The sequence below is a fragment of the Roseibaca calidilacus genome (assembly GCF_001517585.1).
GTDB classification, from domain to species: domain Bacteria; phylum Pseudomonadota; class Alphaproteobacteria; order Rhodobacterales; family Rhodobacteraceae; genus Roseinatronobacter; species Roseinatronobacter calidilacus.
In genome coordinates this window covers 1-21,165 of record NZ_FBYC01000003.1, presented here as the reverse complement: position 1 = coordinate 21,165, position 21,165 = coordinate 1, and the positions used below count along the sequence as shown (strand labels likewise).

Annotated in this window: 19 protein-coding genes; 6 read left to right on the top strand and 13 right to left on the bottom strand. The window is 62.4% G+C overall.

Annotation, left to right across the window (positions count from 1 at the left end; genetic code table 11):
• Genes narJ through AWT76_RS02945 form a run of 6 tightly spaced genes read right to left on the bottom strand, consistent with a single transcriptional unit; the run spans position 1 to position 9,672 of the window.
• Positions 1-720 (bottom strand): nitrate reductase molybdenum cofactor assembly chaperone, encoded by a 720-nt coding sequence (gene narJ / locus AWT76_RS02970; RefSeq protein WP_072244939.1) that lies wholly within the window; start codon positions 718-720, stop codon positions 1-3.
• 2 nt (positions 721-722) lie between these two features.
• Positions 723-2,249 (bottom strand): nitrate reductase subunit beta, encoded by a 1,527-nt coding sequence (gene narH, locus AWT76_RS02965; RefSeq protein WP_072244845.1) that lies wholly within the window; start codon positions 2,247-2,249, stop codon positions 723-725.
• Positions 2,246-6,004, bottom strand: coding sequence for a nitrate reductase subunit alpha (locus tag AWT76_RS02960; protein WP_072244844.1), 3,759 nt, complete (start codon positions 6,002-6,004; stop codon positions 2,246-2,248). The genes narH and AWT76_RS02960 overlap by 4 nt, the downstream gene beginning before the upstream one ends.
• 57 nt (positions 6,005-6,061) lie before the next feature.
• Positions 6,062-7,450 carry a NarK family nitrate/nitrite MFS transporter gene (locus AWT76_RS02955; protein WP_176699319.1) on the bottom strand — a complete coding sequence of 463 codons (1,389 nt, stop codon included), beginning with the start codon at positions 7,448-7,450 and terminating at the stop codon, positions 6,062-6,064.
• Positions 7,451-7,509: 59 nt separating this feature from the next.
• Positions 7,510-9,153, bottom strand: a complete 1,644-nt coding sequence (locus tag AWT76_RS02950; RefSeq protein WP_072244843.1) for an MFS transporter — start codon at positions 9,151-9,153, stop codon at positions 7,510-7,512.
• 21 nt (positions 9,154-9,174) lie between these two features.
• Positions 9,175-9,672: a universal stress protein gene (locus AWT76_RS02945; RefSeq protein ID WP_072244842.1), complete on the bottom strand. Its 498-nt coding sequence runs from the start codon at positions 9,670-9,672 to the stop codon at positions 9,175-9,177.
• A gap of 253 nt (positions 9,673-9,925) precedes the next feature.
• Here AWT76_RS02945 and AWT76_RS02940 point away from each other — a divergent pair, with 253 nt between their 5' ends.
• The gene (locus AWT76_RS02940; protein WP_072244841.1) at positions 9,926-10,624 is read left to right on the top strand and encodes a helix-turn-helix domain-containing protein; all 699 of its coding nucleotides are present in this window, start codon (positions 9,926-9,928) and stop codon (positions 10,622-10,624) included.
• An 11-nt stretch (positions 10,625-10,635) separates the two neighbouring features.
• A complete protein-coding gene (locus AWT76_RS02935) occupies positions 10,636-10,947 on the top strand; it encodes a carboxymuconolactone decarboxylase family protein (RefSeq protein ID WP_072244840.1) in 312 nt (103 codons plus the stop codon).
• 3 nt (positions 10,948-10,950) lie between these two features.
• On the opposite strand, the gene AWT76_RS02930 is transcribed toward AWT76_RS02935, so the two are convergent.
• The 4 genes from AWT76_RS02930 to AWT76_RS02915 are packed head-to-tail and all read right to left on the bottom strand — an operon-like array spanning position 10,951 to position 14,007.
• Positions 10,951-11,616 carry an NnrU family protein gene (locus tag AWT76_RS02930; RefSeq protein ID WP_072244839.1) on the bottom strand — a complete coding sequence of 222 codons (666 nt, stop codon included), beginning with the start codon at positions 11,614-11,616 and terminating at the stop codon, positions 10,951-10,953.
• An 11-nt stretch (positions 11,617-11,627) separates the two neighbouring features.
• A complete protein-coding gene (locus AWT76_RS02925; RefSeq protein WP_072244838.1) occupies positions 11,628-12,833 on the bottom strand; it encodes an NnrS family protein in 1,206 nt (401 codons plus the stop codon).
• Positions 12,830-13,525, bottom strand: a complete 696-nt coding sequence (locus tag AWT76_RS02920; RefSeq protein ID WP_072244837.1) for a 5-formyltetrahydrofolate cyclo-ligase — start codon at positions 13,523-13,525, stop codon at positions 12,830-12,832. Before AWT76_RS02920 ends, AWT76_RS02925 begins: the two co-directional genes overlap by 4 nt.
• On the bottom strand, positions 13,522-14,007 hold the full coding sequence (locus AWT76_RS02915; protein WP_072244836.1) for a hemerythrin domain-containing protein: 486 nt from the start codon (positions 14,005-14,007) through the stop codon (positions 13,522-13,524). Before AWT76_RS02915 ends, AWT76_RS02920 begins: the two co-directional genes overlap by 4 nt.
• 107 nt (positions 14,008-14,114) lie before the next feature.
• Between AWT76_RS02915 and AWT76_RS02910 the strand changes: the two genes are divergently transcribed.
• Positions 14,115-14,528 (top strand): RrF2 family transcriptional regulator, encoded by a 414-nt coding sequence (locus AWT76_RS02910; RefSeq protein ID WP_072244835.1) that lies wholly within the window; start codon positions 14,115-14,117, stop codon positions 14,526-14,528.
• Here AWT76_RS02910 and AWT76_RS02905 read toward each other — a convergent pair.
• Together AWT76_RS02905 and AWT76_RS02900 are read right to left on the bottom strand one after the other, a co-directional pair.
• Positions 14,507-14,899: a hypothetical protein gene (locus tag AWT76_RS02905; RefSeq protein ID WP_072244834.1), complete on the bottom strand. Its 393-nt coding sequence runs from the start codon at positions 14,897-14,899 to the stop codon at positions 14,507-14,509. The two genes, AWT76_RS02910 and AWT76_RS02905, sit on opposite strands and share 22 nt — an antisense overlap.
• Positions 14,883-15,506: a TetR/AcrR family transcriptional regulator gene (locus AWT76_RS02900; RefSeq protein ID WP_072244833.1), complete on the bottom strand. Its 624-nt coding sequence runs from the start codon at positions 15,504-15,506 to the stop codon at positions 14,883-14,885. Before AWT76_RS02900 ends, AWT76_RS02905 begins: the two co-directional genes overlap by 17 nt.
• Positions 15,507-15,602: 96 nt before the next feature.
• On the opposite strand from AWT76_RS02900, the gene AWT76_RS02895 reads away from it, so the two are divergent.
• From AWT76_RS02895 to AWT76_RS02885, 3 genes are read left to right on the top strand one after another with little or no spacing between them, the layout of a single operon-like run.
• On the top strand, positions 15,603-16,100 hold the full coding sequence (locus AWT76_RS02895; protein ID WP_072244832.1) for a cytochrome b: 498 nt from the start codon (positions 15,603-15,605) through the stop codon (positions 16,098-16,100).
• A gap of 5 nt (positions 16,101-16,105) precedes the next feature.
• A complete protein-coding gene (locus tag AWT76_RS02890) occupies positions 16,106-17,404 on the top strand; it encodes an efflux RND transporter periplasmic adaptor subunit (protein ID WP_141655853.1) in 1,299 nt (432 codons plus the stop codon).
• Positions 17,401-20,502 (top strand): efflux RND transporter permease subunit, encoded by a 3,102-nt coding sequence (locus AWT76_RS02885; RefSeq protein ID WP_072244830.1) that lies wholly within the window; start codon positions 17,401-17,403, stop codon positions 20,500-20,502. The genes AWT76_RS02890 and AWT76_RS02885 overlap by 4 nt, the downstream gene beginning before the upstream one ends.
• Before the next feature lie 127 nt (positions 20,503-20,629).
• Here AWT76_RS02885 and AWT76_RS16830 read toward each other — a convergent pair whose 3' ends face one another.
• Positions 20,630-20,794 carry a hypothetical protein gene (locus AWT76_RS16830; protein WP_165375273.1) on the bottom strand — a complete coding sequence of 55 codons (165 nt, stop codon included), beginning with the start codon at positions 20,792-20,794 and terminating at the stop codon, positions 20,630-20,632.
• Positions 20,795-21,165 lie beyond the last annotated feature (371 nt).

The following is a 21,165-nucleotide window of genomic DNA, read 5'->3' as shown; positions in this document are numbered from 1 at the left end:
TCATGCGCTCCTGTTCAGGTTGGTAGGTGCGGAGGCCGCTTTGAGAGCCGGTTTGTCCATCAGGGCCAGCATGTCGCGGACCTGCGGGCAGCCGGCGTTGGGATCGGGGCCGAAGGTGACCTCGGTTTCCTCCCAGACCGCATCGAGGGCGGTCAGGTCGGTGGGATCGTCATCGGGCTGGGCCAGCATCTCAGCCACGGCTTCCGTATCGGCTTGCGCACCGGCAAGTTGGGAAAGAGCGGCGAACGCGGCGGCATATCCACTCTCGCGTCGGACAAGCCGGGCCGCCAAAGCGTCGAGGATATGGGCCGCGTCCGCCAAGGTTTCCTGCGCTTCGGCAAAGGGACGCGTCGACAGGAATTCCAGCAGCACCGGCAGGTGGTCGGGCAGTTCCGTGGTGGCGGGCTCAAACCCGCCCTCCCGGTAGGTTTCGATCAGGCTGACCATCGCGCCGCCCCGGTCCCGGCTTTCGCCGTGGACATGCTCGAAGAGGTTGAGCGACAGCGTGCGCGAGCGGTCGAAGAGCATGACATAGCTCTCTTGAACATCGAACAGGTCGCCCTGCCCGATTTCACCCGCCAGCTTTTGAAGGGCCTTTCGCGTGTCCGGCGCGATGCGGGGATCTGCGCCAAGCACCGCCCCGATCTCGAGCATGGCGTCTTGCAGGTCAACGCTCGGATAGCTGAGCGTCAGCGACAGCGCCTTGAGGGTACGATCCATCATCAGAATGACTCCAGCGGCAGAGCAAAGGACTTCTTCTTGCCGCCGAACAGACTTGTCTTGCCCGTCTCGCCGGTGGAACAGCCATTGCCATCAGTGAACCCACAGCCGCCGCGGATGTCGGCGCCCTCTTCGTTCTGTTCGCGGTGCGCCGTGGGGATCGCGAAACGGTCCTCGTAATCCGCGATGGCCATGATCTTGTACATATCCTCGATCATGCGGCCCGACATGCCGACGCGGGCGGCGATGCCTTCGTCGCGAACCCCATCGACCGTCAGCGCGCGCATATAAAGCCGCATGGCCGACATCCGTTCCAGCGCATGAACGATGGGCTCCTCGTCGCCCGCCGTCAGCATGTTGGCGAGATATTTGACGGGGATGCGCAAGGATCGCACATCGGGCATCTGGTCACTCATAGCGATCTGCCCGGCCTCGGCCGCGTTCTGGATCGGGGAGAGCGGCGGGATGTACCAGACCATCGGCAGCGTCCGGTATTCGGGGTGCAGCGGGAAGGCGACCTTCCAGTCCATCGCCATCTTCCAGATCGGGCTGACCTTAGCGGCCTCGATCCAGTCCTCCGGCACGCCGTCGCGGCGGGCGGCTGCAATCACTTCGGGGTCGTTGGGATCAAGGAACACATCCAGTTGCGCGCCATAAAGATCGGTTTCGCGTTCCGCGCTGGCGGCAGCTTCGATCTTGTCGGCGTCATAGAGAATGACACCTAGATAGCGGATTCGCCCCACGCAGGTTTCGGAACACACCGTAGGCTGGCCGCTCTCGATGCGCGGATAACAGAAGGTGCATTTCTCGGATTTTCCGCTTTCCCAGTTGTAGTAGATTTTCTTGTAGGGACAGCCCGAGACGCACATCCGCCAGCCGCGGCATTTTTCCTGATCGATCAGGACGATGCCGTCTTCCTCGCGCTTGTAGATCGCGCCTGAAGGGCAAGAGGCAGAACAGGTGGGATTGAGGCAATGCTCGCACAGACGCGGCAGATACATCATGAAGGTATTCTCATACTCTCCATAAATCTCTTTCTGCACATTCTCGAAATTGTAGTCCTGCGACCGCTTTGAAAATTCACCGCCGAGGATTTCCTCCCAGTTCGGGCCTTTCTCGATCTTTTCCATCCGTTCGCCGGTGATCTTCGACCGGGGCCGGGCGGTGGGAAATGCATTCATATCCGGCGCGGATTTCAGGTGGTCATAGTCGAAATCGAACGGCTCATAGTAGTCATCGATTTCCGGCATCGACGGGTTGGCAAAGATATTGGCCAGAATCCGCCACTTGGCTCCCTGTTTGGGGTGCAGTTTGCCGCTCGCCGAGCGCACCCAGCCCCCGTTCCAGCGTTTCTGGTTTTCCCAATCGGTAGGATAGCCGGTGCCGGGCTTGGTTTCGACGTTGTTGAACCACGCGTATTCAACGCCTTCGCGCGTCGTCCACACGTTCTTGCAGGTCACTGAGCAAGTGTGACACCCGATGCATTTGTCGAGGTTCAGTACCTTGCCGATTTGCGCACGAACTTTCATTCCGCTGCCTCCACTTTGTGGGTTGCGGACCGGCTTGCAGGAGTGTCGAGCCAGTCGATTTTCTTCATTTTCCGCACGATGACGAATTCATCGCGGTTGCTGCCAACGGTGCCGTAGTAGTTGAAGCCGTAGGACAGCTGCGCGTAGCCGCCGATCATGTGGGTGGGCTTGAGCGTAGCGCGGGTAACGGAATTGTGGATGCCGCCGCGATTGCCGGTCTTCTCTGATCCAGGCGTGTTCACGATCTTTTCCTGAGCGTGATACATGAACAGGGTTCCCTGCTTGATCCGCTGCGACACCACGACCCGCGCGGTCAGTGCACCGTTGATGTTGTAGGCCTCGACCCAATCATTATCGACGAGACCCGCTTTCTGGGCGTCGATCTCGGACATCCAGACCACTGGCCCGCCCCGGTTCAGCGTCAGCATCAACAGGTTGTCAGTATAGGTGGAATGGATGCCCCATTTCTGGTGGGGCGTGATGAAGTTCAGCACCACATGCGGACTGCCCTCGGCCGCGTCGTTGTTGACGGCGGCTGTGATGGTCTTGAGATCCACCGGTGGGCGGTAGCTGACGAAACCTTCGCCAAACGCTCGCATCCAAAGGTGATCCTGATAAAGTTGCTGACGACCCGTCAGCGTCCGCCAAGGGATCAGTTCGTGCACGTTGGTGTAACCCGCGTTGTAGCAGACCTCTTCGCTCTCGATGCCCGACCATGTGGGGCTGGAGATGATCTTGCGCGGTTGCGCCGCGATATCGCGGAAGCGGATCTTGGTGTGATGCGCGCCTTCCGCCAGATGGGAATGGTGGCGGCCGGTGGGCTTCTCCAGTTCCTCCCAGGCTTTGACAGCTACTTCGCCGTTGGTCTCGGGGGCGAGCATCAGGATCATCTCGGCCGCGTCGATGGCGGTTTCCAGCTTCGCGTGACCCTTCGAGACACCCTCGTCGTGCACCACGCCATTCAGGTCGCGCAGATGTCCGACTTCGACCTTGGTATCCCAGTTGATGCCCTTGCCACCGTTGCCCAGCTTTTCAAGAAGCGGACCGACCGAGGTGAACTTCTTGTAGAGGTTGGGATAATCCCGCTCGACCGCGATATAGTTGGGCGCGGTCTTGCCGGGGATCAGGTCGCATTCGCCCTTCTTCCAGTCCTTCACATGGGCCTGCGCCAATTCGCCGGGAGTGTCGTGCAGCAGCGGAAGTTGGACGATGTCCGTTTCCACGCCAAGCACTTCGGGCGCGACTTCCGAGAATTTCCGGGCGATCGACTTGAAGATCTCCCAGTCCGACTTGCTCTCGTAGGCCGGGTCCACCGCCGCCTGAAGCGGGTGGATGAACGGATGCATGTCGGAGGTGTTCAGGTCGTCCTTTTCGTACCAGCTGGCCGTGGGCAGGACGATGTCGGAATAAACGCAGGTGGTGGACATGCGGAAGTCGATGGTCACCAGCAGATCGAGTTTGCCCTTGGGCGCCTCGTCATGCCAAACGGCCTCCTTCGGCATGACGCCGCCTTCCTCGCCCAGGTCCTTGCCCATGACGCCGTGATCGGTGCCGAGCAGGTGCTTGAGGAAGTATTCATGCCCCTTGCCCGAAGAGCCGAGCAGGTTCGAGCGCCAGACGAAGAGGTTGCGCGGCCAGTTCTCCGGGGCGTCCGGGTCTTCGCACGACATCTGCAGGACGCCGGATTTCAGTTGTTCGGCGACATAGGCGGGAATGTCCTTGCCGGCTTTCTTGGCCGCCTTTGATACCTCCAGCGGGTTGGTTTTCAGCTGTGGGGCGGACGGCAGCCAGCCCATGCGTTCGGCGCGGATGTTGTAGTCGATCAGGCTGATATCCCAATCGCCCTCCGGCGCGGTGGGCGACAGGATCTCGCCCGCGCTCAGCGTCTCGTAGCGCCATTGGTCCGTGTGGGCATACCAGGCAGAGGTCGAATTCATGTGGCGTGGCGGACGGCTCCAGTCCAGGCCGAAGGCCAGTGGCTGCCAGCCGGTTTGCGGGCGGAGCTTCTCCTGCCCCACGTAATGCGACCAGCCACCGCCCTCTTGGCCGATGCAGCCGCACATCACCAGCATGTTGATGATGCCGCGATAGTTCATGTCCATGTGGTACCAGTGGTTCAGACCGGCCCCGAGGATGACCATGGACTTGCCATGGGTCTTTTCAGCGTTGCCCGCGAATTCCCGCGCGACCGCGATGATCTTCTCGCGCTCGACGCCGGTGATCTTTTCGGCCCAGGCAGGGGTGTAGGGGCTGTCGTCGTTGAAATCCTTCGACACCCATTCACCGCCAAGGCCTCGATCAAGCCCGTAGTTGGCGCAGAACAGGTCGAACACCGTCGCGACCAGCGCCTCGGACCCATCGGCGAGTTTCACGCGCTTCGCCGGAATGTTCCGGGTCAGCACTTCGGGGTGGTCGCATTTGACGAAATCGCCCGTTGCAACACCGCCGAAATAGGGGAAATCGACTCCCACAACCTCGTCACGGTCGCCATCCGTGATCTGGCTCAGGCGCAGTTGGGCATCCGTTCCCTTGGCGCGTTGCTCAAGGTTCCACTTGCCTTCCTCGCCCCAGCGGAACCCGATGGACCCGTTGGGGGCAACGATCTGGCCCGAGGCCTCATCATAGGCCACAGTCTTCCAGTCGGGGTTGTTGGTCTCGCCTAGCTTGTCGTCGAAATCTTCCGCGCGCAGCATCCGGCCCGGGACAAGGTGACCATCCTGTTCGTCCAGACGCACCAGCATCGGCATGTCGGTGTATTTGCGGGCGTAGTCCTCGAAATACTCGGCCTGACGGTCCAGATGGTATTCGCGCAGGATCACATGGCCCATGGCCATCGCCAGCGCGGCATCGGTGCCCGCCTGCGGGTTCAGCCAGATGTCACCGAACTTGGCGGCCTCGGAATAGTCGGGGCTGACTACGGCGGATTTTGTGCCGCGATAGCGGACCTCGGTATAAAAGTGCGCATCAGGCGTGCGCGTCTGAGGCACGTTTGAACCCCAGAGCATCAGGAAGCCCGCATTGTACCAATCGGCCGATTCCGGCACGTCGGTCTGTTCGCCCCAAGTCTGCGGCGACGCGGGCGGCAGGTCGCAATACCAGTCGTAGAAGGACATGCAAGTGCCGCCGAGAAGCGACAGGTAGCGCGAGCCCGCGGCATAGCTGACCATCGACATGGCCGGGATCGGGGAGAAGCCGAACACCCGGTCGGGGCCGTAAGTCTTGGCGGTATAGGCGTTGGCGGCCGCGACGATTTCGGTCGCTTCGTCCCAGCTTGCCCGGACAAACCCGCCCTTGCCGCGCGTCTTGGTATAAGAGCTCCGCAGGATCGGATCGTTCTGGATCGCGGCCCAAGCGGCGACCGGGGTCATCGTCTCACGCATCTTGCGCCAGGCGCGCATCAGGGCGCCGCGGATCAGCGGGTTCTTCACCCGGTTCGCGGAATAGAGATACCAGCTGTAGGACGCGCCCCGCGCGCAGCCGCGCGGTTCATGGTTGGGCAGGCCCGCGCGGGTGCGGGGATAGTCGGTCTGCTGGGTTTCCCATGTCACGATCCCGGATTTGACGTAGATCTTCCATGAACATGACCCGGTGCAGTTCACCCCATGGGTCGAGCGCACGATCTTGTCGTGCCGCCAGCGGTTTCTGTAGGTGTCCTCCCAGTCGCGGTTCTCGCGGGTGGTCTGACCCCAACCGTCGGAGAATTGTTCCAGTTCCTTGCTCTGGAAGAAGTTCAGTTTGTCGAGTAGATGGCTCATGGCTTTCTCCGAGTTTTGATGGCGTTACCGGGTGCAACAGGTTGCACCCGTATGATTTCAGCAGGGCGTCGCAGCGCCTTTGCGGGTATAGAAGGCCCACGTCAGCGCCACGCAGATCGCGTAAAAAATCGCAAAGGCGTACAGCGCACCCGCGGGGCCACCCGTAAGTGCAATCGAAGTTCCGTAAGATTTCGGTATGAAGAAGGCGCCGTATGCTGCCATCGCCGAAGTGAAGGCAATGATCGCGCCACTTTCACGCTCGGCCGTGCGCAGACTAGCGGTCTGGTCCAGGTCGGGCATGAGGCGGGGAATTTCCTGCCGCATGATGCTGGGGATCATTTGAAAGGTCGAGGCGTTACCAATTCCAGTAAGCATGAAAAGCGCCATGAAACAGGCAAAGAAGCCCACGAAGTTGCCTTCTGATCCGCCGAGCGGCAGGAACAACACGACACCCAGAACCGCGATAATCATCCCGACAAAGACCCAAAGCGTCACGCGTCCGCCACCGAACTTGTCGGAAATCCAACCCGTGGCCGAGCGTGACAGCGCCCCAACAAGCGGACCCAGAAACGCCAGGTGCAATGTTTCCATCGCGGGAAACTGGGTTTTCATCAGAAGCGGGAAGCCGGCCGAGTAGCCAATGAAGCTGCCAAAGGTGCCGATGTACAAGATCGACATGATCCAATTGTGCTTGCGCTTGAGTATGCTCAACTGTTCAGAAAGCGAGGCTTTGGCGTCAGCAAGATCATTCATGCCAAACCATGCAGCCAGCGTGCAGATTACAAGGAAGGGTACCCACACGAAACCCGCATTCTGCAGCCAAAGTTGACCACCGTCGCTGATCTTCTGACCCTGACCGCCCATAGCCCCGAAAACACCCATGGTGATCACGACCGGCACGACGAATTGCACCACCGAGACGCCGAGGTTTCCAAGGCCCGCATTCAACGCCAGAGCGTTGCCCTTCTGTGTCTTAGGGAAGAAATAGTTGATGTTTGCCATCGACGAGGCAAAGTTGCCGCCACCAAGGCCGCAGAGCAGCGCAAGCAGCACGAACATGCTGTAGGGCGTGTCTGGGTTCTGCACGGCAAAGCCGATGCCAAGGGCCGGAGCCAAGAGCGACGCGGTCGAAATTGCTGTCCAGCGACGCCCCCCAAAGATCGGGATTACAAAGCTGTAGAAAATGCGCAGGGTCGCACCAGATAATCCGGGTAAAGCGGCCAGCCAGAACAGTTGGCCGGTGTCGAAGTCAAAGCCGATGGCCGGCAGGCGCGCCACCACGACTGACCAAACCATCCAGACAGCAAACGCCAGCAGCAAAGCAGGAATGGAAATCCACAAGTTGCGGCGTGCGATACGCTTGCCCGTACTTTCCCAGAATGCAGTGTCTTCGGGACGCCAGTCTTTCAGAACCGGCCCTTTCGTTTGTGCGGATGTCATAGACATGGAGAACGCTCCTTCTGTGCGATTTTGAGCAGGCTTGCCAGGGCGGGCTTGCATAAGTGTCATTCGGCGGTGCGGGGTTTGGCGGCCAGACGGCCAAGCGCGGCACGCAATGCTTCGAGGTCACTGAACCGCGCCGTGATGATCACGCCGTCCGCTTTTTCAGCCAGTGCGACGTTTTCGGAACCCTCGAAAATATTCGCCAGTTCGAGCTCAGCGTCCTTCTTGTGCTGCACCTCGGCGGCAATCGCATGGTCGACCGACGAGAGGACGTATTCCTCGCCAAACCCGCCGGCAGGCTCTTTCAACCAGAAAAAGCAGACCACCCAGGAAACCAAGGCCCCAGCCGCGATGATCATAAAGAACGTCGAAGCATCAACGAACATGAAGATGAAAAGGTAAAACACTGCCCCAACATTGCCGTAGGCCCCCGCCATGCCCGCGATCTGCCCGGTCACGCGACGCTTGATCGACGGGATGATGCCGAAGGTTGCACCCTCTGCACCTTGCACGAAGAACGAACACCCGATGGTGATGGCGATGGCGATGATCAGCGGCCACGAACTGTTGAGAAGCCCCATTAGGAAGAACCCGATGGCAATGCCCAGCATGTAAGACAGCATCACGAAGCGGCGGTTACCCATCCGGTCCGAGACAAGGCCGCCCATGGGGCGCGCGACAAGGTTGATGAAGGCAAAGGAAGCGGCAATAAGGCCGGCGGTCACCGGGTTCAAACCCCATGTCTCCTGAAAGAACATCGGCAGCATCGAGACCACCGCGAGTTCCGCGCCGAAATTCGCGAAGTATGTCGTGTTCAGCGCAGCAACAGATGAGAACGGATAGCGGTCATCTGCGGGGATGCCCTTGCGCAGCAACGGCAAATTGACACGCAGCACTTGCCAAACCTGATAGACCACCACCACAGCAATAGCCGCATAACAGATCGCAGCAACAAATGTGTCGATATAGCCCATCCGCTGAACGCGATAGACAAGGATAGACAAGATACCCACCAGCGGCACCGTAAAGATCACCAGAAGCGCAAGATCGCGGTAAGTGGAAACTTCCAACGCGCCAGATTTGCGGGCCTTCTTATGGGTGTCTGCTGTCGGACCGTCAGTGATGGCAAACCAGTAAAAAACACCATAGGCCGCCATGATGATCCCTGACATCGCAATGGCATAGCGCCATCCGTCATCGCCGCCGAACACCGACAGCGCAATGGTCGGGATGGTCATAGCCGCTGCGGCAGAACCGAAATTGCCCCAACCGGCATAGAAGCCCTCGGCAAAACCTATATCGCGCGGCTTGAACCAAAGGGCGGTCATGTGAATGCCGACGACAAAGCCCGCGCCGACCGATGACAGAACCAGACGGGAGACAAAGAGTTGCATCTTGCTGTCGCCAAAAGCGAAGAACAGCGTTGGTACTGCCATGACGACCATAAGGACTGAGAACACACGCCGCGGTCCCCACTTGTCGAGCGCCATGCCGACGATGATGCGGGCTGGAATGGTCAACGCAACGTTCGCGATAGCAAATAGCCGGATATCGTCGCGGGTCAGCCAGTCAGCGGAAGCCAGCATCGAGGATGCCAGCGGCGCCATGTTGAACCAGACGTAGAAAGTGATGAAAAAGGCGATCCACGTCAGGTGAAGAGCGCGGATTTCACGGTTACGGAAGCGGAAGATATCCGAGACTTGCATTTGGGCGTTCCTCTGTCTGGCTTATTGGGCCGCCTGCATCTCGGATGCAGAAACATGGGTTGGGATGATGAGGATCGGGCATTTCGCACGGCGCGCGAGGAATGCCGAAACCGAACCGAAAGTCATGTGATCGAACTCCTCGACCAGCGCGTCGATGCGGCGGGCAATAAAGCCAAGCGGGCCGTCATCCGGCTGGTGGCTGTGACGCGCCATCACCAGAAGGTCAGGCTTGCGTTCCTCGGTTGCGCGCAGGATCATCTTGCGTGCATCACCCTGGGCCAGAACCACGCGGGCTTCGAAACCCTCTGCCATCAATTCAGCAGCCGCAGCCTCGACGCCGGCCTTCTGGGTTGCATATTGTTCGTTGAAAAGATCGTCCGCACCGGATGTGGCGCTGCCGACATCTTCCACCACAGAGACCAGAGTGATCGTAGGCTTGATTTGCCCAAACATGTCTCGGAGCGCGTCCAGCGCAATCCGCGCGTTGCGCGAATGGTCATAGGCCAACATTATCTCCATCTGTCTCTCCAATCTGACACCGCATGCGGGCACTAGGCGTGTTTGAGACAAGGAAGACGGATGTTGTCGGTTTTAAGTTTGATCTGGATCATGAAAAGGTAAAAAGTATAACGAAATAAATGGCTTACATAAATATGTCATTGGGCGCGCCGTGAAAGATCAAGGATTGTTCGGCGCAGAGCAACTCAATGCTTGACAATTATCAATTGATTTGATGAAATTTGTTAACCGTGAAAAAAGAAAGGGAGATGACATGCCCGATTCAGAATACCGGGATATTCGAAAGCTCGATCTCTTTTCGCAAATGGCGGATGCGCATTTCACGGCCCTTATGCGGGGTGCTTACGTGCAGAATTTCCCCGCTCAGATCGAATTGATCACTGAAGGTGAGCCGAGCGATTTTCTTCACATCGTCCTTTCGGGCTCGGTCGATCTATTCTCCGCCTGGAACGGCCGGGATACCAGCATGGCGACTGTTCGCCCGATCTCGACCTTCATTCTTGCCGCGACAATCAAGGACGCGCCCTATCTGATGTCGGCCCGCACGCTGGAAAAAAGCCGGATCGCGCTGATCCCCAGTCAGGATGTGCGCGCGATCTTCGACGCCGACAGCGACTTTGCCCGTGCGATCGTCACGGAACTGGCGCAGTGCTATCGCTCTGTCATCAAGGCGCAGAAGGATCTGAAACTCAGAACCTCGCTCGAGCGGCTCGCGAACTACCTGCTCAGGCAACAAAGGCACTCTGGCGGCGGGGCCGCGTTCGAGCTGGATTTCGAAAAGCGGCGCCTGGCCTCGGTGCTGGGCATGACCCCTGAAAACCTCAGCCGCGCCTTCAAGGGCCTGCAGCCCTACGGCGTGACAGTGACAGGCACCCGTATCACCATCGGGGACCAAGCAGATCTCGAGCGTTTCGCAAAACCCAACCCACTGATTGATGACTTTACAACGTGAAGGACAGACAGATGACCAAATCCATGCCTGGCGCTGCCGGAGACCTCGCCGAAGAGTATCCTGATATCTGGAAGGCCTATGCCGCCTTGGGCAAGGCAAGCGCAGATTGTGGCCCGCTGACGCCCCGGGAAAGGCGTCTCGTGAAGCTCGCGCTTGCCATTGGCGCTGGATCCGAAGGCGCGGTGCACTCTCACACACGGCGCGCCAAATCAGAGGGGATCGAACCTGCAGCGATGACACAGGTCGCAATGCTGGCCATCGGTCCCCTCGGGTTGCCCCGCGCGGTAGCGGCCAAAACTTGGATCGAAGACATCAAAGAGTGACCGTCACGGAAGTGGGCTGACGCCGAATAGGACGGGATGCGCCCAGAGAAGCGTCGCATAGAGAAAAACAGCGGCTACGAGTCGCGCAAGAATATCTCCCGACAAGCGCCAGGACAGGAGCGGTGCCTCTTCAACCAACAGGTGCAGGCGCTGCCAATCCGCCCCCATCTCACGACGTTTTCTGCGGTCTATCAGACGACCGCCAAGAATGGCGAAGGCGGCAAAGGTGCCGAACAGGATCACATGCGCGAGATCCCCGTTCGGCAGGATATGGGCCGCCGCCCAAAGCGCCAGCGCAGCAAGCAGCGGGTGACGCGACCACCGGACGATGCCGGGCCGCGCAGGATCGAACCGGTCGTTGCGCGCGCCACCGAAGGAGAACGGGTTTGGACGCCCTATGGAGAGCGCAAGGATCAGGCAGACCGGTCCCATGACCGTCAGGGGCACATGGACCTGCCATGGCGCCCAATCCCAAAGGGTCACATGCGGCGCGCGGCCTGCCGCCACTATCAGCCATGCCAGCGCCGCAAGTGACAGGGCGGAGTAGGCCAGCGTGAAGCCAGAAACGCCAAGCCGCGCTTGAAGCCAGGGCCTGAGCGGCGGCCGCACGGGCAAGGAATGCGACAGGAAAAAGACGACATAGGCGAGGGAGAACTCAAAGCATCCCATGGATAAGCGCCTCAGATACGTTTGGCGGCGGGCAGGCGCAGCAAAAGCGCACCATAAAGGACGGCGAAACCGCCGAAAGCAAGGATCCAGAACAGCCCCGCCACAGTGTTCAACAGGCCGGAGAATTCAGGCCATACGCCGCCTGCGACCCGCGCAAATACGGACAGGATCAGGGCCAGATAGATCGTGACGGTCCCTGCCCCCGCTCTCAGTTCCTGCCCGGTATGGCCAAGCGTGGCGCGTGTCATCACGGCCAATGTCATCAACCCGACCGCACCGGCCATCCAGAAATGCTGCGCACCTGCCATCCCGAAGGACCCCGGAGCCAATATTTCCGCGGCCAGCGCCAAGGCCCCCAGCGGCACAAAAGCATAGCCCGCATGCAGCACCGTCACCAGCGGTTCGGCAAAGGTCCGATGCCCCGCCCAACGGGCCAGTCGCAGCGCGTGCAAGACGCCTGCCAGCGCAAGGGCCGCCCCGGTCAAAGCCCCAAACGGCAGGGCGAACCAGAGCAACAGCGCCAGTGCCAGCACCACCAGCACCACCTTGTCGAAGGACTGCATCGGCGCCACGGGCAGGACTTTGCCGCGCCGTTTCACAAGCCAGTTGCGGGTGAAGGACGGCACTACACGGCCACCGATCACGGCGATCATCATGATGCCCGCGCCAAGGCCCAGACGCAGGCCGTAGCCTTGCGCCGCGTAACCGCCCTTTGCCGCTTCCCAATGGAAAAAGGCGTTGCCAAGAATGAAGACCCCCAGCATCGCCAGCACGACCAGATTGCGCCAGTTCTTGCCCGCCACGATCTCGCGCGCGATGAGAGCCGCAAAGACAACCGGAAACGCCAGATCGGCCACGGCCACCAACACATCTGGCAAACCGGCTGAGACCGCAACCGCCACACGCCCCACCAGCCAAAGGCCGGCAAGCATCCCCAACCGCCAGCCGACGATCGGCAAGCGCCCGGTCCAGTTCGGCACAGCGGTCAAGAGGAACCCCGCGACGACGGCGCCCAGATAGCCGAACAGGAATTCATGCGCGTGCCAGGAAACGGGGTCAAACGTGGTGGGAAGCATCAGGTATCCCGACAGCATCGGCACCCAGAGCGCCATCGCCAGCACGGCCCAGACTGCTGCGCCGAAAAAGAACGGGCGGAACCCGAAGGTCAGGATCGCAGGGCCGGTCCAGGCGCGCATCTGCTCGGTCGTGGTCGTCATCTGTCTGTCCTTGCTTCTGCACTCGTTGCCGCGACGCCGTCCTCGGTCAGGATCAGGTCGAGCGGGATGTCATGGGGTTGCGGAAAGATCGTCGGCAGACGCGCGGCGAAAAGGGCGATGCCGATGGTCAGAGGGCGCGGCACCAGCGCGGCCAGCGTCCGGTCGAAATAGCCGCCGCCCCAACCAAGCCGGAAACATGCCTTGTCCCAACCGAGACAAGGAGCGAGCGCGGTCTCGGGCGTCAGTTCGTCGGCCTCAGGTGGGGGAGCCGGGATGTTCCAGTCGCCGCGCACCAGTTTCGTTTCGGGCGTCCATCGGCGAAACACCAGCGGGGCCGCGCGGGTCTCGACGACTGGCAGGGCGATGGTCACCCCCGCGTGGTGCAGATTGGCCAGGGCAGGGCGCAGGTCGGGTTCCCCCTTGATCGGCCAGTAGCCGGACAGGACGCATCCGCGCCCCACCCCGCGGTCGCTCAGCACCCTCCCCAGATGCCCCGCGATCCTGTCCGAGCCCTGCGCCCGCCCAGCTTGTCCGAGGCCCTCCCGCAGCCCGGCAAGCCGTGCCCGTTCGGCCCGGCGCCAGCGTGCAACATCGCGCCCCTGCTCGGGATCAGCGCCAAGCGGGTCGAAATACGAAGGGCAAACCTCTGCCGCCATGCAGGGCGGCGAGGCATATGTCCCGTCCTTGGTCATCTTGCAGACTCGAACCGGGGAAAGAGGACGTCGTTCTCCAGCGCGATGTGATCGGCCAGTTCATTGAGCAGCGTCGCCGTGCCGCCATAAAGCGACCGCCAGGACCCGCAGGCGTGTTCGGGCGGTGTAAGATCGCCTGTCAGCTTGCGGATCAGCGAGATGGATCCGGCGTGATCGTCATGGTCGGCGCGCATGACCGCAATGGGGTGTTCGATGCCCGCCCCGCCACCCGCGCGCATCGCCGGAAACAGGATCATTTCTTCCTTGGTCATGTGATCTTCCATCTCGCGCTCCAGCATGGTCAGGGCATGGGCAAGCCCCTTGGGGGCGTCAGGATCATCGGCGTGAACCTGTTCGACACGGCTCGCAAGAGGGATCAGCGATGCGAGGTCGGCCCTGTGCATGGCGTGATAGTTGGTCAGAATGTGATCGATGAGGGCGCCGGTTTCCTGCGGCACTGCGGCGGTGGCATCGTCGTCCATGGCACGTCCATTCTGTGGTGAGTCGTCTGAGTTAAGCGAATTGGTATTTGATTTACCGATTAGACCACAGTAATACGCATTGTAAATACCAAATCAGGATCGCGACCATGCGCCTCACTTCCTTCACAGATTACGGGCTGCGCGTGCTGATGCGCATGGCGGGCACACCTGACCGCGCCTTCACGGCTGCCGACCTTGCCGCCGAGTTCCGTATCTCGCGCAACCATCTGGCCAAGGTGATCTCGGCGCTTGCCGCAGCAGGTCTTCTGGAAACCCGGCGCGGCGGCGGGGGCGGAGCGATGCTGGCCCGCGCGCCTGCGGACATCCGCTTGGGCGATGTGGTAGCGATCCTCGAGGCCGATCAGGCGCTGGTGGAGTGCTTTGCCGCCGGGGCCCACGCCTGCACACTGACCCCGCACTGCCGGTTGAAGGCGCGGCTGGCCCATGCCGAGGCGGCCTTCATCGATGACCTGAACCGCAGCACTCTGGCCGATTGCGTCTATCGACCGGAAAGCGCCTGACGGGTCAGCAGTTGTCGGGCCATCAGCGCGATCGCGCCCCAGACCGCGCTGCGCAGGGCCATGGCGTAAACGGTGCGCATCTCAAAGGCCCCACCCTGTGCGACATGCAGACCGAAGGCCGCAAAGACCAGCAGAGTTGCGGCGAAGATCGCGAGAGACAGAGGATAGGCCCATCGCCGCCCCTGCCACAGGCCCAGGCCCGCCACGACATAGGCCAGTCCAGCCAGTGTGTTGAACCACAGGACGAACAGGACGATCGCCCCTATTTCGAGCCCGCCAAGAAGCGTGGCCCCGCCCGACACAACCGTCAGAAGACCGAAGACGACCGCAATACCCGCTGAGATGTGGATCAGTTTACTTTGTTTCTTCATCGAAAACGCCCTCCTGAGCTGTCAGTAGCGTCATCTGCACGTCGAACAGTCGCAGCCCCTCACGGACCAGGGAAAAACCCCGCGCGCCGAGCGTCCAGCGGATGGCGACACCTTGCACCAGCGACGTCAGCAGGATGGCGACATCCTCCGGGCTGACGTCACGGCGCAGGTCGCCCTCAGCCTGAAGATGACGGATCACGGCAACAAGGCGGCTCTGAAACCCCGCCAGTAGCCCCCGGAACACGTCGCGCAGGGCTTCATTGTCCACCTGCAACTCGCGCGAGAACAGGATCGACGGCAGCGCAGGCGTTCTGGATATGGCCGTCAGTTGCGCTCCGATCAGCGCCTTCAGGCGTGCGTGCGGCCCACTGGCCCCGGCCTCGGCTGCGGCCCAATCACACTGCAACCGGTCCGCGATATCCTCGGCCACCGCCAACCAGAGCGCGCCCTTCGTTGGGAAATGTCTGAAAATCGCAGGCTGGCTGATGCCTATGGCGCGCGCAACATCCGTAGTGCTCAGACGGTCAGGCCCGATCTCATCGGCCAGTCGCAGTACCTCGACCACGATCTGCGCCTTACGGTCTTGCGCGCTTTGACGATCAGACATGCAGCACCTCTTGTTAGTTATAACTCACTAACATATACTGTTGATAACCGCAACCTCCATCCCGAGTCGCGCACCTAGACCGAAAGGACCCCCGCCATGCACGTCACAACCGCCCCCACCGGCTATTCCCGCCTGCAGATCGCGCTGCATTGGCTCGTCTTCGCGCTGATCGCGCAGCAATACATCTTCAAGGACGCGATGTCGGCCGCATGGGACCGCATCACCGATGGGCTGGAGGCCGGGTTCGACCCGCTCGTGCTGGCCCATGTGGCGGGCGGCGCGCTGGTGATGATCTTCGCGCTGTGGCGGCTGACCCTGCGCGCCCGGCGTGGGGTGCCCCCGGCCATCGAAGCCAGCAAGGTACAAAGCATTCTCGCAAAGCTCACCCATGTCGGGCTTTACGCGCTGATGATCCTGATGCCACTCAGCGGGTCCGTCGCGTGGTTCGGCGGGGTCGAGGCCGCAGCACAGGGCCACAATGTGTTGAAGATTGTGCTGCTGGCATTGGTCGCCCTGCATGTGGTCGGCGCGCTCTACCACCAATTCGTGTTGCGTGACGGGACGCTGGCGCGGATGCGCCGGGCACAGGGTTGACTCTGATGCGCCTCGCCCCCCTCCTTGCCGTGCCGCCTATAGCTCTTGGGATCGCCGCAGCGGTCTGGATGATCGCCTCGGCCCCCGGCCCCGCGCAGATTGACGGGCGCGCGCCCGCCCTGCCCGTCCGGGTAATGACCGTCGCGGTTGAGGATATCCGCCCGACCGCCACGGCCTGGGGCAACCTGCGCGCCGCCGACAGTTGGGTCGCGGTGGCCGAGGTACAAGGTGAGGTGATCTGGCGCCATCCCGATCTAGAACCAGGTCGCCTGATCCCCGAGGGGACCGAGGTGTTGCGGATCGACCCCGCCGATTACCAACTGGCGCTCGCGCAGTCTCAGGCCGATCTGGCGGCGCTTGCCGCCGAAAGCGCACAACTGACCGCCGAGGCGGCCAACACGGCCCGCATCCTGGATCTGGAACGCGCGCGCCTCGCGCTGGCCGAGGCCGATCTGACGCGCACCCGGACATTGGCCGAACAGGGCACCGTCCCGCAATCGCGCGTCGACGAGGCCGAGCGTGCCACGCTTCTAGCCCGCCGGACGGTCGCGGAACTGGAAAACGCGATGGCACTGATCCCGCCCCGCGAGGCGCGGATCGTGGCACAGGTCGCGCGGACACAAGCAGCCATCGACCGTGCGCGCCGGTCGCTGGACCGCACTGTGCTGACGTCCCCCTTCGATCTGCGCGTGACCGAGGTGAACGCAGAGCGTTTCCAGACCGTCGCCCCCGGTCAGGTCGTGATCCGCGGCGACGGGATCGCGGCGGCCGAGGTCGTGGCGCATCTGCCGATCGACAGCTTTCGCCGCCTGATCGGAGATGCAATAGAGGACATGACCCTCGCCGACATGATGCGCGATGGCCCGTCTGCATTGATCGAGGTGACGCTCAGCCCGCTTTCCGACCCGACGCAGATCTGGACCGCTCGTGTGGCCCGGATCGAGGGCGCGCTGGATGCCCGCGCACGCACCGTGCCAGTCGTGGTCAGTGTTGATGATCCCTATGAGGGCGCGGACCCGCCTCGACGTTTGCCACTGGTGCCCAACACACAGGTGCAGATCGGCTTTTCGGGCGCTCCCATGTCAGGCCTCATTGCGATCCCCGAGGCAGCATTGCATGGCGGCATGGTGCGTATCCTTGGACCCGACGACCGGCTGGATTTGCGCCCAGTCACCGCCGCCTTCGCGCAAGAGGGCCGCGTTGTCATTACAGACGGCCTGTCCCCCGGCGACCGCATGGTGATCGACGACATCGCCCCGGCCCTGCCCGGCATGGCCCTGACCCCGGTCGAGGCCGCACAATGATCCGCTGGTTCACCGGCCACCCGACGGCGGGCAACCTCCTGCTCTTGCTGATCCTTGCCGCGGGCGCTTTCGCGGCCCCCGGCCTCCTGCGCGAGACCTTCCCCGATTTCCGCGCCGTCGAGGCCGAGATCACCGTGCCCTATCGCGGTGCTGCCGCCGAGGATGTGGAGGCCGCGATCTGCGCACCGCTCTGGGACGGGGTGCAGGGTGTCGAGGGGCTCGAGACACTCACCTGCACCGCGCAGACCGGCCGCGCCCGCGCCGTGGCGACCATGGCGCCGGGCAATGACGCACTGCGCTTCGTCAATTCGCTGCGGACAGAGGTTTCGGCCATCGACAGCTTTCCCGACCGCGCCGATCCTGCCGTGGTGCGCGAGCTGCACCGCTCCGATCCCGTCACATCAGTCGCCATCTCGGGCGAGTTGCCGCTGGGCGAGTTGGATCTTTACGCCGACGCCCTGTCGGACCGCCTGACCGCCCTGCCGGGTGTCGCCCGCGTGACGCGCGGGGGTCTGGGTGCCCGGACACTGTCCATCACGCCGGACCGCGCCGTGCTGGACAGCCACGGCCTGACGCCTGCCGCATTGGCCGCCGCCATCGCCGCGCAGAACATCGATCTGCCCGCCGGAACGCTGGAGGGTCCGGGCGCTGACCTGACCCTGCGCTTCACCGCCGAGCGCGATACGGCAATCACCCTTGCGACCATCCCCGTGCTGGTTTTGCCGAATGGCGCCACCCTGACACTGGGTGACGTGGCAGTGATCGAGGAACGCTTCGAGCCGCCGCAGGACCGCGCCTTTGTCGATGGCACCCCGGCCATCGTGATCGACGTGGCGAAGTCACTTGATGCCGACGCACTGCGCGTGCTCGACGGGGTCGCGGCGCTGGTGGCCGACGAGGCCGCACGCCTGCCCGACACGATCATGGTCGAGGTGCTGCAGGACGTTACATCCATCATCCGCGACCGGCTGGTGATGTTGGTGCAGAACGGGGTAATCGGCCTTGTGCTGGTCGTCGCTGTCATGAGCCTGTTCTTCCGCCCCGGTTTCGCAATCTGGGCTGCGATGGGCCTGCCCGTGGCCTTTGCTGGGGCCTTCGTCTGGATGGCGCTGACAGGGCTCAGCCTGAACATGATGACGCTGGTGGCGCTTTTGATGGCGATCGGGATCGTTATGGACGACTCCATCGTGATCGCGGATTCCATTGCGGTGCATGCCGCCAAGGGTGCCACTATGGACACCGTGGCGGCAGGCGTTGCCGCCGTGACGCCCGGCGTCGTCTCATCTTTCCTGACCACGTTGGCGGTCTTCCTGCCCTTGGCCTTTCTGGCAGGCGAGTTGGGTGCCGTGCTCGAGGTTCTGCCGGTCGTGTTGCTGGCTGCGCTCGCCGCGTCGCTGATCGAGGCCTTTTTCATCCTGCCCCATCACCTGAAAGGCGGGATGAAGGACACCGCCCCGTCCCGCTTCCGCACGCGCTTCGATGCAGGCTTCGACAGCTTGCGCGAGCGGGGCGTGGGCCGTCTTGCCGATGCCGCGATCCGCTGGCGCTGGCTGGTTGCGGGGCTGGCCATCGGGGCCTTGATCCTGACCGTAGGTGCCCTGGGCGGCGGCGTGGTCAAGCGCGAGGCGATGCCCGAGATCGACGGCGACGTGCTAGAGGCGCGGCTGATGCTGCCTGCTGGCACACCGCTTTCGCGCACGACCGAGGCCGTCGCACAGGTCGAGGCCGCGCTTGACCGCGTGAACGCCCGCCTGACCCCCGAACAGCCCGAGGCACAACCGCTTGTCATCCGCCGCATCACGCGCATGGGCCGCAACCTCTCGTCAGGCGAGAGCGGTGCCCATGTAGCCACCGTCGCGGTGGACCTTCTGGGGGCCGAGACACGCAGCAGCACGCTGGACGATATCGTCACCCTCTGGCGCGAAGAAATAGGCCCCCTGCCCGGTGTTTCCTCGCTGATCCTGACCGAGCCGGGGATCGGCCCGCAAGGCATTGCGGTCGAGCTGCGCCTGACCCATCCCGATCTCGCCACGCTTGAGGCGGCAGGTCGCGCCACACTGGCCGAGCTGGAAACCTATGCCGGTGTGCGCAACGCGATCCTCGACCTGCGTCCGGGTGCGCCCGAGTTGCGACTGAGCCTGTCGCCGGGGGCCGAGGCCCTTGGGCTGACCGCCACGGATGTGGCAGGCCAGCTCCGTGCTGCCTTCCTTGGAACGCAGCTTACCGAAATCCGGCGGGGCGATCTCGCTTGGGATCTTGAGGTGCGGCTGGCTGATGGTGATCGCGCCACCCGCGCTGACCTGAGCGTCTTCGAGATCGCCCTGCCCGGCGGCGGCACGGTGCCGCTCTCCAGCATCGCGGAAGTCATTGAAGCACGCGGCTGGGGAACGATCACGCGCCGCAATGGCTTGCGCACGCTGACCGTTGCGGCCGATGTGGACGGTCGCATCGGCAATGCCGACGCCATTACCGCACGGCTGGCCGCAGGTTTCTTGCCTGACCTTGTCGCCGCCACCCCCGGCCTGACCTTTGACATCGGCGGCCAAGCCGCCAATTCGGCGGAAACCGTCGCCTCGATCCTGCGCGGGTTCCTGATCGGGCTTGTGGGCATCTACCTTGTGCTCAGCTTCCAGTTCCGAAGCTATATCGAGCCACTGATCGTGATGATCACCATTCCGCTGGCGTTTCTGGGTGTGATCTGGGGCCATGTCCTGATGGGCTACAACATCTCCATGCCGTCGCTGGTGGGCGCAGCGTCGCTTGCGGGCATCGTGGTGAACAACGCCATCCTGCTGGTCGGCGTCATCAACGCCCGCCGCGTCGAGGGACTGTCCGCTGCACTGGCTGCCGGAGAGGCCGTACGGTCGCGGTTTCGCCCGATCTTCGTCTCGGTCTCGACCACGATCATGGGCATGGCGCCCTTGCTGCTGGAAACATCGACCCAGGCCCAGACGCTCAAGCCGCTGGTGATCTCGGTTGTCTTCGGGTTGCTGGCGGCAACGGTCCTGATCCTGTTGGTGTTGCCCGCATTCTACGCAGCGCTTGAGGATGTTCGGCCAAGAAAACAGAACAATTCAGCGGGCAACGAAGGTCACTGATCGCACGAGTGCTCCAACGAAACAGACAGAGTCCTAGCTTGCACCGGGGGTGTGGATGTCAATGCGCGACGACACATCAAGCGGCGCGTCAGTGCCTCCGCGCGAGCATGGCGAGGTAACCGTGGGCTTAAGCCCACGGGTCAATCTCAACCAGCACCTGAACCTCGTCCCCGTCGATTTCATCGGCGGGGACGGCGCCGAAGGTCCCATCCCCTGCCTGGAAGACGACGATCGAGACCATGAGCGTGGCGGCGAGGGAGGCTGCGAAGGCGTGAGCATCTTTGCGGGACATCTGTTTGGCTCCTGTCTTGGAGGCGGGGGACCATCCCCCGCGCGACAGGACCTCGAAGGCCCGAATACTGGCTGACATCACCGGGTGCGTTCGGACTTGCTCCGAATCCGGCCGGCGGCACGGGCTTGCCCGTAGTCCGACCCCTCGTGGGTTGATCTCGAAGACAGAATTCGGGGCAAGGAAGGGAATGGCGAGCGGGGGATGGTCCCCCAACGTCAGGAGCCGGTTGTCCCGCTGATGCTTGGAACGCCGACAGCCTCCCGGCCAAGATCTTGGTTGAAGACGTCCTTCCTTGGGGATGGTTCCTTTGGTGCCCCGCGAACTCAAAGGACAAGGTTGTGATGGTTGAGAGGCCCGCGCTGAGGCGGGCC

Excerpts from the sequence above, each read along its gene's own strand:
- narJ (WP_072244939.1), bottom strand. The coding sequence starts at position 720 with ATGGATCGTACCCTCAAGGCGCTGTCGCTGACGCTCAGCTATCCGAGC.
- narH (WP_072244845.1), bottom strand. The coding sequence starts at position 2,249 with ATGAAAGTTCGTGCGCAAATCGGCAAGGTACTGAACCTCGACAAATGC.
- AWT76_RS02960 (WP_072244844.1), bottom strand. The coding sequence starts at position 6,004 with ATGAGCCATCTACTCGACAAACTGAACTTCTTCCAGAGCAAGGAACTG.
- AWT76_RS02955 (WP_176699319.1), bottom strand. The coding sequence starts at position 7,450 with ATGTCTATGACATCCGCACAAACGAAAGGGCCGGTTCTGAAAGACTGG.
- AWT76_RS02950 (WP_072244843.1), bottom strand. The coding sequence starts at position 9,153 with ATGCAAGTCTCGGATATCTTCCGCTTCCGTAACCGTGAAATCCGCGCT.
- AWT76_RS02945 (WP_072244842.1), bottom strand. The coding sequence starts at position 9,672 with ATGGAGATAATGTTGGCCTATGACCATTCGCGCAACGCGCGGATTGCG.
- AWT76_RS02940 (WP_072244841.1), top strand. The coding sequence starts at position 9,926 with ATGCCCGATTCAGAATACCGGGATATTCGAAAGCTCGATCTCTTTTCG.
- AWT76_RS02935 (WP_072244840.1), top strand. The coding sequence starts at position 10,636 with ATGACCAAATCCATGCCTGGCGCTGCCGGAGACCTCGCCGAAGAGTAT.
- AWT76_RS02930 (WP_072244839.1), bottom strand. The coding sequence starts at position 11,616 with ATGGGATGCTTTGAGTTCTCCCTCGCCTATGTCGTCTTTTTCCTGTCG.
- AWT76_RS02925 (WP_072244838.1), bottom strand. The coding sequence starts at position 12,833 with ATGACGACCACGACCGAGCAGATGCGCGCCTGGACCGGCCCTGCGATC.
- AWT76_RS02920 (WP_072244837.1), bottom strand. The coding sequence starts at position 13,525 with ATGACCAAGGACGGGACATATGCCTCGCCGCCCTGCATGGCGGCAGAG.
- AWT76_RS02915 (WP_072244836.1), bottom strand. The coding sequence starts at position 14,007 with ATGGACGACGATGCCACCGCCGCAGTGCCGCAGGAAACCGGCGCCCTC.
- AWT76_RS02910 (WP_072244835.1), top strand. The coding sequence starts at position 14,115 with ATGCGCCTCACTTCCTTCACAGATTACGGGCTGCGCGTGCTGATGCGC.
- AWT76_RS02905 (WP_072244834.1), bottom strand. The coding sequence starts at position 14,899 with ATGAAGAAACAAAGTAAACTGATCCACATCTCAGCGGGTATTGCGGTC.
- AWT76_RS02900 (WP_072244833.1), bottom strand. The coding sequence starts at position 15,506 with ATGTCTGATCGTCAAAGCGCGCAAGACCGTAAGGCGCAGATCGTGGTC.
- AWT76_RS02895 (WP_072244832.1), top strand. The coding sequence starts at position 15,603 with ATGCACGTCACAACCGCCCCCACCGGCTATTCCCGCCTGCAGATCGCG.
- AWT76_RS02890 (WP_141655853.1), top strand. The coding sequence starts at position 16,106 with ATGCGCCTCGCCCCCCTCCTTGCCGTGCCGCCTATAGCTCTTGGGATC.
- AWT76_RS02885 (WP_072244830.1), top strand. The coding sequence starts at position 17,401 with ATGATCCGCTGGTTCACCGGCCACCCGACGGCGGGCAACCTCCTGCTC.
- AWT76_RS16830 (WP_165375273.1), bottom strand. The coding sequence starts at position 20,794 with ATGTCCCGCAAAGATGCTCACGCCTTCGCAGCCTCCCTCGCCGCCACG.